General features: G+C 59.1%; 9 protein-coding genes and 2 pseudogenes. 3 read left to right on the forward strand and 8 right to left on the reverse strand.

The annotated features are described in order from the left end of the window. Positions 1–605: 605 nt before the first annotated feature. The 6 genes and pseudogenes from AC1DZU_RS26320 to AC1DZU_RS26345 form a co-directional block, all read right to left on the reverse strand. Positions 606–1217, reverse strand: a pseudogene (locus AC1DZU_RS26320) (ISKra4 family transposase); the annotation flags it as partial. A gap of 14 nt (positions 1218–1231) precedes the next feature. Further along, positions 1232–1359 (reverse strand): annotated as a pseudogene (locus tag AC1DZU_RS26325) (IS630 family transposase); the annotation flags it as partial. 112 nt (positions 1360–1471) lie between these two features. Further along, positions 1472–2359: a dihydrodipicolinate synthase family protein gene (locus tag AC1DZU_RS26330; protein WP_069093303.1), complete on the reverse strand. Its 888-nt coding sequence runs from the start codon at positions 2357–2359 to the stop codon at positions 1472–1474. Between the two features lie 18 nt (positions 2360–2377). Continuing rightward, complete coding sequence (locus AC1DZU_RS26335; protein WP_010914002.1) at positions 2378–3016, reverse strand: LysE family translocator; 639 nt, start codon at positions 3014–3016, stop codon at positions 2378–2380. 84 nt (positions 3017–3100) lie between these two features. Then, positions 3101–3790 carry a B3/B4 domain-containing protein gene (locus AC1DZU_RS26340; RefSeq protein ID WP_477289604.1) on the reverse strand — a complete coding sequence of 230 codons (690 nt, stop codon included), beginning with the start codon at positions 3788–3790 and terminating at the stop codon, positions 3101–3103. Between the two features lie 399 nt (positions 3791–4189). Continuing rightward, positions 4190–4942 carry a carbonic anhydrase gene (locus AC1DZU_RS26345; RefSeq protein ID WP_069091243.1) on the reverse strand — a complete coding sequence of 251 codons (753 nt, stop codon included), beginning with the start codon at positions 4940–4942 and terminating at the stop codon, positions 4190–4192. A gap of 681 nt (positions 4943–5623) precedes the next feature. On the opposite strand from AC1DZU_RS26345, the gene AC1DZU_RS26350 reads away from it, so the two are divergent. Beyond that, positions 5624–6268, forward strand: a complete 645-nt coding sequence (locus AC1DZU_RS26350) for an acyl-homoserine-lactone synthase (RefSeq protein ID WP_069091244.1) — start codon at positions 5624–5626, stop codon at positions 6266–6268. A gap of 452 nt (positions 6269–6720) precedes the next feature. Continuing rightward, positions 6721–8544 carry a glutamine--fructose-6-phosphate transaminase (isomerizing) gene (gene glmS, locus AC1DZU_RS26355; RefSeq protein ID WP_477289605.1) on the forward strand — a complete coding sequence of 608 codons (1824 nt, stop codon included), beginning with the start codon at positions 6721–6723 and terminating at the stop codon, positions 8542–8544. A 265-nt stretch (positions 8545–8809) separates the two neighbouring features. Here glmS and AC1DZU_RS26360 read toward each other — a convergent pair whose 3' ends face one another. Continuing rightward, positions 8810–9202, reverse strand: a complete 393-nt coding sequence (locus AC1DZU_RS26360; protein ID WP_477289606.1) for a hypothetical protein — start codon at positions 9200–9202, stop codon at positions 8810–8812. A gap of 331 nt (positions 9203–9533) precedes the next feature. After that, on the reverse strand, positions 9534–10697 hold the full coding sequence (locus AC1DZU_RS26365; protein ID WP_477289607.1) for a porin: 1164 nt from the start codon (positions 10695–10697) through the stop codon (positions 9534–9536). A 1364-nt stretch (positions 10698–12061) separates the two neighbouring features. Between AC1DZU_RS26365 and hemN the strand changes: the two genes are divergently transcribed. After that, positions 12062–13387, forward strand: coding sequence for an oxygen-independent coproporphyrinogen III oxidase (gene hemN, locus AC1DZU_RS26370; protein WP_477289608.1), 1326 nt, complete (start codon positions 12062–12064; stop codon positions 13385–13387). Position 13388: the final 1 nt, after the last annotated feature.

Genomic DNA, 13388 nt, shown 5'->3' on the forward strand with positions numbered 1-13388 from the left:
TCAGTCCGCTCAAGCCATCACGCACGCGGCAGAGCTAACTTCCGGCAAGAGTTTCATAGCTGGGCCAACAAATTGCGCCCTATGCCTGACCAGAGTAAGCAGGACGTACGTACGATCGGCATGATCCCCGAGAGCGTTCGCACTTCATCTCTTATCCGGCGAAGGATAGCCCATTGAGCAGCTCACCATCGGTTATGAGATCGAGGCGACACACAAGGCGGGCAACCGGTCGCAGTATTCGGAACTGTCTTCCGAGAGATCATGGAGGGACAGACAAGCCGCACGCTGCGGCAGCCTGGGGATGACACCGGTCGGCCAGCCATTATGCCGCTAACCCGGTTGCGATCTCTGTGCATTGTATCTCCTGCGTGCAGCCCCTGCATTAAGCCAGCGTCGACGACCAGAGCCCATGTTCCACCAAACAAGGGTTAGCTTTCAAGAAGCTGATTGAACAAATTGATTGTTTGGATCGCACGCATCCGAACAATGGATGCAGCTAAATGCAGCGGCGGTTTTCGTTAGATGCGAGCGAGCGTCTCTTGGCAAGAACCACCGCGGGGCGCGGGCGAGGTGAGGGGCTGCACGCCAAGCGCGTCGGGACGGTCATCGAGGATCTGCGTGCGGGTTTGCAGCAGAAGATGTGCGCCGATCCTGCTCCACTGCATCTGCCATTTGTTGGCGACCCGCTTGGAACGGCGTTGACGGTGGCCTTGACGAGGGCCGAAGAGATGCGATCTCCGGACCGCTAACGCTCGCCGTAATTAATCAGGCTGGCACTGTTGGAGGCGATGTAGGCCTGGTGAGCTCGCCGATGGCGGTCAGGAACTTGCGCATGTTCGGCTAGCCTGTTTCGAGACCTTCCGCGTCGAATTGCAGGTCGGCGATTTCGTGACGGGCCCGATAGACGTCAACATGCCAGAGCTGCCATTTGATCCTGCGCAGAGTTTCGAGCAGGTCCTGTCCGGTCTGCTCGTCCTGGTTTTCGAGCCCTTGCACGAACTGCCGAAGGACCCTGATGCGCACGGTGATATGGAACCAGTCGGCGTTTCTTCCCCACCGTCGGTGATGAAGGTGATATCCTGATTGGCTTGGACGGGCTGCTTCTTGAGATGGTCGAGAATGCGCCGTTGCGGCTCGCGATCATAGCCATAGACGAAACCGATGTAGCGCGGAGCACCCTCTTCAGGCAGCGAGCGGCCTACGATCAGCTCGAAATTCTACTTCCGATCGTTTGGTCGCGGATGAAAGTTCGATGCGGCTGCAGAACGCGTTTGCGATGGCCGCCCATCTTCCCGGCGCTACCGGAGCACGATAACGTTGCGACCATTTCACCACCGAAGAGACCGCAAAGCCAAAGCGCGACCAACCCGATCCAATTCTGCGCCGCCCAACTTCCATCTCGAACGGTGCGCGGAACGCCCGCGCGCCGGGTGCCTAACTAGCAGTGGCACTGGGCATGCCCTGTGCTCGGCTATTCGAGCTTCTCCAATGCCTGCCTAATGTCATCTCCGGCGTCCTCCGGCAACGGCAAAATAGGGCGCGGTGGCTGGACGTGCGCCAGACCGAGGTAGTCGGCGATGACGAACATAACGCGGAAGCTGCCGTAGTGTTTGAACAAGGTCCAGAGCGGCCCGAAAGCGCGGTTCAACCGAGTGGACTCCACCGCGTCGCCGGACTGCGCTGCACGCGTCAGCGCAAGCGCCGGGACCGGCAGCAGACCTGCCGCAACGCTGTACCAGGTGTCACATCCGGCAAGCAGGGCATCCGCCGCGCCCCAATCGCCGCTGTATCCGATTGTGAACGTGTCAGGCGTCATCGACCGCAAACGTGCCAGTTCCCCCGCGTAATCGTCATTCGCCGCCAGAGGCATTTTCACCGCGACGATGTTGGACACCTCTGACAGCCGGGCGATCAATGCGTCGCTGAATGTGAAGCGCGTGGTGCTTGGATTGTTATATATGCACAAAGGCAATTCCCCCGCCTCGGCCACGGCGACGAAGTGCTGGAAGACTTCGTCCTCGTTCAGGGGAACGTAGGACATCGGTGCCAGGAGCAGGCCGTCAGCGCCAGCGGATTTGGCATCGCGCGCCAGAGCCTGAGCTTCATCGGTACGCAATGCACCCACACCCACGACAAGAGGCGTTTTGCCGCCGATGCATTCCACGGCAGCCTGAACGGCACGCTTGCGTTCTTCCCTGGTGAGGTAAGCATAACCGCCCGTGCTCCCCAGAAGGCCGATGGAGTCCGCTCCGGCGCGTTGAATACGCTCGAGAAAACGAGCCAGACCCTCGGTGTCGACATGCCCTTCCGCATCGGTTGGCGTAAGGGGGAACGCCGACAGGCCGCGAAACAAAGTCATCATCCATTCCTTTCGAAACTACATACGGGAAAGCAGCATACGCAGCCCGGCGAACGCGAAGAACATCGCCAACAGACTTTCGATCCAGCGGCGGCAGCGGCGATATAGAGCCACCATAGGCGGTGTGGAGAAGACAATGGCGTAGCCGCAGAATATCGTGACACTTAGGATGGCGCAGCCACCCAATATCGCCGCGATGCTTTGCCACGATGAATTCGGACCGATCCCCAGCGTGACGAGCGCGATCCATGCCAGCACGGATTTTGGGTTCGCCAAATGCATCAAGAGGCCCTTCCTATAGAGCTCACCCCGCGAAAGAGCGACTTGGTCGGTCGATGCGCGCACCGCCAGCTTCTCGTTCGACGTAAGCGCCGACCGTCCCGCCCTGAAGGCGAGGAATAGCAGGTAAAGCCCCCCGAAAACCTGCAGAACGAGCAGTGCCTGGGCGTACCTGGCCAACAGGGCGGAGATGCCGGTGGAGGCCATAAAACCCCAAAAGATCGAGCCGCTGACGACGCCGGAGGCAAGCATGAGCGCAGCACCTCTGCCGCGCGCCATCGCAACCCCCATAATGCGCATGTTGCTCGGGCCGGGGCTCCCCGCGGCAATGACATATGCAGCAAAGACGATGAGCAACTGATGGAGATCGACATTCATTCTCTCAGCCCTTGATAATCTCGATCGGATCGATCGCGCCGGATGCCCCGGGCGGCCATGGATCCACTCGCTCGACCGGAAACCTCATCCGGCGATGGCAATTTCTTGGCTCGCGATTTTGCAGCCAGGCATCAAGGCATTCAGCCCTCCGACCATGGCATCCGTCGCCTCTGCCAATGCATCGTCCGGCATGGTCTCCAACGCCTCCAGTACGAACCACATCCGGCCTGTTAGGGTCTTCAGGCGGGTTCGAGTGCCCTGTCGCCAGTTCCAGCGTCGGCAGGTGACGCCGATGTCGTCGCGCCAGATGACCTCACCGGGCAAGGGAGGATCGTTGACCGCCTCTCCATTCATCATGGTGTCGAACGTCTCACTCCCGTCAGCGATCGTCAGGTGGGGTCTTCCGACATAGGCGTCAAAATTCTCTCCACCCACCGGGACTGCGTATTTCAGGCTGATGGCGTTGTAGAGATCGACGATCGGGTTGATCGTCGAAAGAGTGCCGTCTTTCAGAACCCGCTTTCTGAGGGCCTGGGCTGAGCACGGCGTACGGTTAGGCTTCGCGCCAAAGACGACGTAGGCGTCGGACCAACTCGCCAGATGAGCTTCTGCCCAAGCCGGGCCATCCGCCAACGCGCAATCGCAGGCTTCACCAAGCAATCGGGTATCGAAACGTCCTTCTCCAGCTGAAGTGGCATCGACGTAGACGCTTACGGCTCTAAATCCCGATGCAATATTCTTAATTCGACCGTCGATGATGGGACCCTCAAACATCCAGGCAACTCCATCAGTTCGAGCGCAAACAATCCATGACCGGCGCGACCAGTCACGATCGCTTCCCTGACTGCAAGCCAATATTGCAGTTCACTGGTCCAAACTAAACTGCCACTTTTGGAGATTTTAATTGGTCCAGTATAAGGAGGGTTCTCGCAGCACGGGAGCGACGCGTCGAATTTATCAATCCCTGATGGAGCAGATCCAGGCCGGAGTGTACGGGTGTCGGTGACGCCACCCAGTTCTCCGAAAGCAAGCGGCCCACAAGTTCCCCATGATCCGGTCATGCTGTCGTGAACCCTAGGGCATTATGGTCGATGCCAGCGCCACCAGGGTGGCGTCGTACTGTTCGAAACCCCCCGATTGTTACCGCGGTTTTGCTTGACGCGCGCGATGACCTTAGCTGAGGCCTAGGATGAAGCGCCGATTGGAGGGACGGATCGACCGCGCGTTAGATGCGTAAAGCGTCGTAAACCGCTTGATGTCTGCGGTGTCGACCTCGACCGGTTCCATTGCAACCATCCACTCCACGTTTTCGGTGCAGGGCGGAGTCGTTAATGATCCCTCATAGGTCCAGTAGCCGAGCGAGGCCGGCAAAAGCCCGTTGGGATCGAACTCGTCAACTGCCATCTCCTCGCCGGGCCGGGCCGGAAAGACCTTGGCGAGACCGGCAAAGCTGTTATTTGTCGCGCCAGGCGTAAGAAGGGCGCTCAGCACACCCAGAGTATCGCTCTTTGTGTCTTTATGGACAAAATGCGCTTCCATCGGGAAGCTCATGCCCGCCACGTGATGCTCGCTCGGCGCGTGGAAATGCAACTGTGCCAGTTGGTAGACGCGATCCCCGCGGGTCAAGGTGCTGCCTTCCGGCATGTTGATTTGAATGGTGTGGCCGTTGTTCACCATCCTGCCGCCGCCCTTGAGCCAACTGATGTCGATGCGCGGTATATCCGCCTTTACCGTGCCGGCGATGTCGATGGGTGACTGCTGCCTGCCCGCCGAACAGGCGAAATTTCTCGTGTCCAGATCGGCCCAATGCTCCGGCCCGACCGAGCCGCCATATCCCCAATGGGCGCTGGCCGCACGCGCGGTCTGGGCGCAGATCGGGCACACGCCCAGCGCGATGAATGCTCTAATCAGGTTACGACGATGCATATTGCCTCGCTCCTTGATGCGAACCTTATGTCCTTGCTTCCAATTGGTGCAGTCAAGGCACAGCCGCAAGGACGGGCGTAGATTGAGCCGCGCCACCAGCGTACACGCCAGCCAGTCCTCGTCGAACTGGTAAACTGGAAGAAGCGTCGCCGCCGGCGATCGTTGGAGGCTACGCTCGCCGGTCCGTGGAAATGGCTGGCGACGTGGCTCAGATTCACCGTGCTGCCGCTGATCAGGCCAACAACCAGCACAGCCGGCGTCGCCGGTCCGGCTGTTACTCGGCGGTGTGTGGCGCGTAACGTTGAAGCGGGAGTGTCGGGCAGGCAGTGCATTGCAAAGGATCGCTCTTTGGCGAGACGAATTCCTCCATTCCAACTGATTCCCGACCTCTCGGCCACCCACTGTGTAGCCTGCCCGCCACGCTCTCCAAGACCATAAAAGGCATGGATAAAATTCGCGAATACGCCTTGGAAAGCAGGTCTCAAAGGCCAAGGGGACCTTCCATCTGGAAAATGCCAAGCAAAGCTCGCGTTCGGACGATCCATGCGGTTGCCAGGCTGGCTGCCTCCAGTCGGGCGAGATCCGGATCCTTCCGCGAGGATAGCTGTAAACGTCTACAGGCTGCATCGCTGTGCGCTTTGCCCTTCGATGGCGGGAACACAACCCGCACGGAGGCGACGAATGATTCAGCTGATCACACCTGGCCTCTACAGCGAATTCGCAGGCGAGCTCAAAGAGATGCACGGGCTCAGATATCGGGTTTTCAAGGAGAGGCTCGATTGGGAAGTTCAGACCGGAGGCGAAATGGAAACAGACACCTTTGACGACTTGAAGCCTGTCTATCTGCTGCTCAAGGGATCCGATTGGCGAATTCGTGGCTGCGTGCGCCTCTTGCCAACCACTGGGCCGACCATGTTGCGCGACACATTCCCGGCGCTGCTGGGTGAGGCTGTGGCGCCCGCGAGTCCTGACATATGGGAAAGCAGCCGTTTCGCGCTCGATTTGCCCCCATCAACGCCCAAGGCGGCAGGCGGCCTTGCCCAAGCAACCTACGAGCTCTTCGCCGGCATGATCGAATTCGGCTTGGCCAACAATCTCACCCGGATCGTGACGGTGACCGATACGCGTATGGAACGGATCCTTCGCCTCGCAACGTGGCCATTGTCGCGCATCGGAAAGCCGCAGCCCGTCGGCAAAACGGAGGCGGTGGCCGGGTTTCTCGAGATCTCTCACGCCAGCCTGTTGCGCATCCGCTGGAGGGGACGTCTGAATGGGCCGGTACTGTGGCAACCGATTCTCGGCATGCCGCACGGCCCATGCGGATAGCCAAGACGTGGTGCGTGGCCCCAGGGATCGGAAGAGGGTTTGCTTCTCGTCGCCGAAAGGAGTCATTGCGTCCGGCCTGGAGAAGCAAACCGAGGAATGATGCATGAAGCAGCGTCCGCACAATTGAACGGCGAGATCAAAGAGTGCGGGGCTACCCATTCGCACTCGGCCCAAGTATTCCCCGTCTCCTGCGGCCGGCTTGCATGCTATTAACGCAGGTGAGGGCGCCGGCCATGATATGCGCAGCCCGTTGAAGGCGGAAGCGTACGCCCCGGTTCACATCACCCGCATTGGACTGGGTTCAGTTCATCCATGGCGTGGATGACGGCTATCCCAACAATCAATTTTACCGAACCTACTGGATTCCATTAGAAGACTCTAACTGAGCGCATGCCGGGCGGCGTCCCTCGTCTGCGTCGGCTAAGGCTGCCGGGAAGAATTCGGAGAAGAACATGTGCGGAATTGTTGGCATCGTTGGGCAACAGCCGGTGTCGGAACGCCTGGTCGACGCATTGAAGCGTCTGGAATATCGCGGCTATGATTCGGCCGGCATTGCGACGATCACCGAGGGCACCTTGCACCGCCGGCGCGCAGAGGGCAAGCTCGTCAATCTCGAGAGGAGACTCAAGGAAGAGCCGCTGGGTGGTACCATCGGCATCGCCCACACCCGCTGGGCAACCCATGGGCCACCGACGGAACGCAATGCACACCCGCACTTCACGGATGGTGTGGCCGTCGTCCATAACGGCATCATCGAGAATTTCGCCGAACTGAAGGACGAATTGGCGGCGACGGGAGCCGAGTTCCAGACCGACACCGACACTGAGGTCCTTGCGCATCTCTTGGCAAGGCACCGCCGGGAGGGCATGAGGCGTGGTGAGGCGGTGCATGCCATGCTGAAAAGCGTCAGGGGTGCCTACGCGCTTGCCATCCTCTTTGAGGATGATCCGTCGACCATCATTGCGGCGCGCAATGGACCACCGCTGGCGATCGGTCACGGCGACGGCGAGATGTTCCTGGGCTCCGACGCGATCGCGCTTGCTCCATTCACGAATGAAATCACCTATCTCATGGACGGTGACTGGGCCGTTGTCGGCAGGACGGGCGCTGATATCTTTGATTACGACGGCCACCCCGTCGCGCGTCCGCGCCAAACCTCCGTGGCCGTGGCCGCTCTGGCCAACAAGGGCAACCATCGCCACTTCATGGAGAAGGAAATCCTCGAGCAGCCCGAGGTCATCGCCGATGCGCTCGGTCATTATATCAATTTCATCGAAAATGGTGCCGATGCGGTTTTTGGCATCGACTTCGCCAAGATCCCGAGCTTGGCGATCTCTGCCTGCGGCACCGCATATCTCGCCGGGCTGATCGGAAAATACTGGTTCGAGCGCTATGCGCGCCTGCCGGTCGAAACAGATGTTGCATCCGAATTCCGCTATCGCGAGATTCCGTTGTCGCCGCAGTCTGCGGCTCTGTTCATTTCACAGTCGGGCGAAACCGCCGATACGCTGGCATCGCTGAGGTACTGCAAGCAGCTTGGGCTGAAAATTGGCGCTGTCGTCAATGCGCGCGAATCGACCATCGCTCGGGAGGCCGATGTGGTCTTCCCGATCCTTGCCGGCCCAGAGATCGGCGTCGCCTCCACCAAGGCCTTCACCTGCCAGCTAGCCGCTCTTGCCGCACTCGCCATCCACGCAGCCAAGGCCCGCGGAACCGTGACCGAAGATGAGGTGCAGGCGCTCGTCGAGAGCCTCACCGAAATGCCGGGCCTCATGAGGCAGGTACTGGACAGCATCCAGCCGGAGATTGAGCTTCTGTCGCGCGAACTGTCAAAGTGTCATCATGTCCTTTATCTCGGCCGTGGCACAAATTTCCCACTGGCGATGGAGGGTGCGCTGAAGCTCAAGGAGATTTCCTACATCCACGCCGAAGGCTATGCGGCGGGTGAATTGAAGCACGGTCCTATCGCATTGATAGACGAGAACATGCCAGTGATCGTCATCGCGCCACATGATCGCTTTTTCGACAAGACCCTCTCCAACATGCAGGAAGTGGCCGCCCGCGGAGGGCGCATTATCCTCATCACCGATGGAAAAGGGGCAGCCGCATCGAAACTCGATACGATGCACACGATCGTGCTGCCGGCCACCGACGAGATTATCGCGCCGATGATCTTCTCGCTGCCGATACAGCTTCTTGCGTACCACACGGCGCTCTTCATGGGCACAGATCTCGACCAGCCACGCAACCTGGCAAAATCAGTCACCGTCGAATGATGTGACGCCTTCATTAGTCGCAACGCTCGCCCATTCGGAAAAACTCCAAGCACTTCAACCGGGGCTCAAGCGCGCCGCTACCGCCTTGCCGTTATTTGCTGGGGCATGCCGTTTAGCGACGATTGGTTATCCCTTTGGCCTCCCCTCACGCTGCTTGGCTGTGCCTACGGGCAAACCCGGCCGAGAAAAGCATCGAATACGCAGCAATAGCGCTAACCACAAAGCGATCCTCCTGCCGCATGCGGATAAAACCCTTCGCTGTCCACTATTTCGTCCTCGCTCGATGATTGCGGCTCGCCGCGGTCTTCGTCGGTGAGACGGTTGCCCTTTGACTTTGCCAGGCGGCCAGCTGCGATGTGCCCGCTGTAGGAATCCCGTGTAACCTCGTTCTGGATCTAACGCTCACCGATAGGCCCGGCCAGTCGCAAGAGGACCGGGCGATGATCGACACTTCCAGGAACCGCTCGATGGTTCGGTCGAGCGCGAGGATCGTGAAATCGTGGTCGCACGGCACGAGATTGGGCGAGATAAAGACATGGTCGATCAGCGACTTGAAGGGCGCCTTGACGCAGGTGATTTGCTTGTCCGAAGCATCCTGCGCGGCGAGCGCGGTCAGGCCGGCGGCGGTCAGCGCGGTCTCCGGAAGCCAAGGTTGCATTGAGTCGCCGCCGATTCAGTCGTTATCGAAGCTGGGATACTGGGCGAGTTCGGCGATTGCTTCGGCGATCACGCGCCCACCCATCTGCCGGCGGCCTCCACCGTGTCGCCGGACTGCGCCGCACGCGTCAGCGCAAGCGCCGGGACCGCCAGCAAACCTGCCGCAACGCTTTACCAGCTGTCACATCCCGGCAAGCGGGGCATCGGCCGCGCCCTAATCGCAGCTGTATCCGATTGCAAACGTGTCAGGGCTTATCTGCCGCAGGCGTGGCAGGTCCCCCCATAATCGTCATTCGCCGCCTGAGGCCACCGAGATGAAGCTCTTCCTCCCGTTAGAATGAACGTTCGAAACGGAGGATGCCGCCGACACTGCTCTTTTTGTTGGCATTAGCCCAGCTAATGGAAGGGTCGACCTTGCCGACGGCGAAGTCGCCGTAGCGGTCATAGTCGAGTTCGGCTGTAATTGTGAAATCTGCAAGAAACGCATAGGCAACGTTTGCAGCGACTCCATAGTTCCTGAGCTGATCACCCGAGAGCTGAAGATTCAACGAAGTTGTCTCATTGAGCTTGTAAGTGGCGCCGGCCCAGAAAGCCCAGTTACCGCCCCAACTTTTGTAGAACCCGCGACCATGAGCGTCGATTGCGTTAGTGACGTCATCGTTGAGCTTGCCGCTGGAGCCGTAGCCGAACATTCCGAATAGCGAGAGTTGGTCGGTAACATCGACGTCGATGCGGACCTTGCCGGCGACCGATTCGTAGTTGCTATCATAAGCGACAACGCCGGTGATCGCGCCCCAGTGTTGTGTGTATTTCACTCCGCCGACTAGGTGCGGAACGTAACTGTCGATGGTGCCGACCAGGCCCGAGCCTTCTTCGAGTGAAACCACAGCCGAAAAGCCGTTACCGGCGTCAAAGTAGTACTGAACCACATTAGTATCGAAGGCGCCGTACGGGATAAGCATCTGATTGAGCACGTCGCCCGCGTAGCCAATAAACATGTCGAAGGCGGACCAGTCCTTGCCAACTCGGAGGCCACCAAGCTGAACCCAGGCGAAAGTCAACGTGATGCCTTGGCTGAAGGCATAGTATCGAGGACTGTCCGAACCGGAATAGGCGGTGTGCTTGCCGTAGTTCATGCGGGTCTCGATGTAGGTCTGCAATGTACCGAGTTCGGTCTCTTGCCCGGTCCAAGTTTTGAATGTGAAACGCGTGTGGTTTTGCCATATGCCCTGGGCCGCGCCAGTCTTCACATCCGTGGTTCTAGCTTTGTCATACGATACGACATCGCCGAGGCCGATGTCGTAACGGATATAGCCGCCGATGCGCAGGCAGGTCTCGGTGCCGGGGATGTAGTAGTAACCATTGCCGTAAACGTCGCAGATCTTGACGTATTCAACGGGCTCAGGCTCGGCCAGGACGATGGCGTCGGCGGCTCGGGCACAGGAAACGGCGATCAGGGCCGCAGCTGAGCCGAGCAGGAGGCTCCTGATGTTCATTCTTGATCTCCGTTCAAATATTGAAGAACGGGACGTCAACGAACGAGCCAGCCCTTCCTGTCCCCACAATCGAAAACGATGCACATCGCTGCGCCTATCGCAGTGTGACACACGGATCATAATAATTATTCAACAACAGGGGCGATGAAGCTGAATTATACTTTAACACGATAAGTTGTTGTTCTCATATCACCTGCTTGAAATGCCCGGGGAGGAATCAAACACTTCCGAGTCGATCGCCATGATTATCTCTGATAGCTGCGGGCGTACCGTCACAACGGCTTCGAAAATCACCCCGCAAATGACGTGCCAACCTCACGACCAAGCTACGATTGACACTCAAGTTTGCCGTCGGACCTTGGTTTGCGTTTCCTTTTTTGCTCTGAGGGTCAAGCTGAGCACGAAAAGCAAATGTTTCGGACATGGTTCGTCTGTTCGCTTCGCGACAGTATCGTTCAATGGCGATAGCTTTTGTTTGTTTTGAGCCTCGACATTGTTGACATCATGCGAGTGCACCGCTCGGTACGTCAGCCGAGATGCCCCACTGATGCCGACATGCCTAGGCGTAAGCGTCCTCGTTAGGGCGAAGGGCCACACGTCGGTGGTGGCGAGGTGCACCAGCTTTCCAGCTAATCCGGACAAAGTGGTTCCGAAAGGCGGGAAGGTCGAGACGAGCCGTTGTAAGCCCCTCTCTGAATCGGAAGCCGTGCACGGGCCATTTTTGTTTTTACGGAAGCACATGCGAATTCGCTCGATTGTCAGTTGCGAGCGATGCTTGAGTTGCGCTTCACTCCGGCGCTTTGCCGGGCCACAGGAGCGCGATTTGTCGGTGATCATGCGCCTGGCGTAGCGCTACTTTCTAAATTGGTTCATCAAGCTTGCAGCCTTGGCAGGGGCGGACCTGGACGGTCTCCTCGAGCACAATTCCCGCTGTGACAGACGGTGCGCCACGGCCAAAGCCTCGTGCCGGCAATTAATACGACGAACTCATCGAGATGCCAGGTATCGCTACGTGACGCCGTCTTACGCACCAGCCGGCGAGCAAAAGTCTGGTCCCAACGCCGAATCGACTGGTCGGATGCGGCATGCTGCGTTCCTTCGGACGCTGAAGGGAGGGGATAGGATAGGATAGGATAGGATAGGATAGGATAGTAACACCAAACGGTGTGCGGGAAAGTCTCGACGGGAAACCCATGGCGCTTGTCGCTGACCAGCGCGTGCTCATACCATCGCTGTCCAGCCAAGGCTGAATGGGGCTATCGCTGCGAAATAATCGGGCCCAAAGCGGACCGGACTGATATAGCGCAAAGACACAGGAGAGCGCAGTGGTAAGGATGGAAGGCAACAACATGGGACGGTAACTGTTGCAGACCACAAAACATCGCGAAGCCCCCCTGCCTTGGTACACCATCTATCCGACTGTCGCGGAGTTCTCTGGGGCGGTCGGGGCCGACGCTTATGAGGAATGGCTCAGGAACCTACCGGCTAACGATCCGGCGTCACTCTACTTGCACGTTCCGTTCTGCCGATCAAAGTGCTGGTATTGCGGCTTCCCCACCACCATCACCCGCCATGATGCGCCGATCGTTAACTATCTGGCGGCGCTGCGTGACGAGATACGTTTGGTCTCGGAGCACGCGCCGCAGGCGCTGCCCGTGAGTGATGTGCATTTCGGCGGCGGAACGCCAACTCTCATGGGGCCAGTTGAGTTCCTCGCCCTGACGGAATTCCTGCGCCGCCACTTTGCGCTTGCGGAAACAGCTACGATCGCCGTCGAGATCGATCCACGCACGTTCACGGCCGATATGGCCGAAGCCTTGCAAGCAGCCGGCGTGAACCGCGCGAGCCTCGGCGTGCAGAGCTTCGATCCCATTGTTCAAAAAGCGATCAACCGGGTCCAGAGTGAGGCGCAGACGGCGGCTGCCGTCGAAATGCTGCGTCGGCATGGAGTGACAAGCATCAACTTCGACCTCATCTTTGGTCTCCCGCATCAAACGGTGCAGTCTTGCGTCGAGACCACGAGGGCGGCGGTCGCCATGCGCCCCAACCGGCTTGCGGTGTTCGGCTACTCGCACATTCCGTCCTTTATTAAGAATCAGCGCCTCATCGAGGAGGCATCGCTTCCGGGCAGCGCTGCCCGCGCCGAACAGGATGCGGCCATTGCCGTGACGCTGATTGCCGCCGGCTACCGAGAGATCGGGCTCGACCATTTCGCCTTGCCGGACGACGATCTCGCGCTGGCACAGAAAACCGGTCGCCTGCGGCGCAACTCGCTAGGCTACTCGGCCGACACCTGCAAAACCCTGATCGGTTTCGGCGCGTCGGCTATCGGGCGTGTCGGAGAGGGCTACGTCCAGAACGAGGTTACACGGGATTCCTACTGCCGGCACATCGCAGCTGGCCGTCTGGCGACGTCAAAGGGCTACCGTCTCACCGACGAAGACCGCGCGCGAGCCGCAATCATCGAGCGATTAATGTGCGATCTCGAGGCCGATGTGCCGGCAATCTGTGCCGCCCACGGATCTGATCCGATCCATTTTCTCGATTCAGCTGAACGCTTGGCGATGCTTGCCAAGGACGGGATTGTGGACATCGAAAAGGGTTTTGTCCGCGTACGGCGGCAGCATCGCTTTGCGATGCGCGTTGTCGCTGCCGCATTCGACGCTTTTCTCGACCGGGTTGCCCGCTGAG

Source organism: Mesorhizobium sp. P2_A12, assembly GCF_056405075.1.

Bases quoted from the DNA above. Each gene is read 5' to 3' on its own strand.
- AC1DZU_RS26345 (WP_069091243.1), bottom strand. From the start codon at position 4,942: ATGCATCGTCGTAACCTGATTAGAGCATTCATCGCGCTGGGCGTGTGC.
- glmS (WP_477289605.1), top strand. From the start codon at position 6,721: ATGTGCGGAATTGTTGGCATCGTTGGGCAACAGCCGGTGTCGGAACGC.
- AC1DZU_RS26335 (WP_010914002.1), bottom strand. From the start codon at position 3,016: ATGAATGTCGATCTCCATCAGTTGCTCATCGTCTTTGCTGCATATGTC.
- AC1DZU_RS26360 (WP_477289606.1), bottom strand. From the start codon at position 9,202: ATGCAACCTTGGCTTCCGGAGACCGCGCTGACCGCCGCCGGCCTGACC.
- AC1DZU_RS26340 (WP_477289604.1), bottom strand. From the start codon at position 3,790: ATGTTTGAGGGTCCCATCATCGACGGTCGAATTAAGAATATTGCATCG.
- AC1DZU_RS26365 (WP_477289607.1), bottom strand. From the start codon at position 10,697: ATGAACATCAGGAGCCTCCTGCTCGGCTCAGCTGCGGCCCTGATCGCC.
- AC1DZU_RS26350 (WP_069091244.1), top strand. From the start codon at position 5,624: ATGATTCAGCTGATCACACCTGGCCTCTACAGCGAATTCGCAGGCGAG.
- AC1DZU_RS26330 (WP_069093303.1), bottom strand. From the start codon at position 2,359: ATGACTTTGTTTCGCGGCCTGTCGGCGTTCCCCCTTACGCCAACCGAT.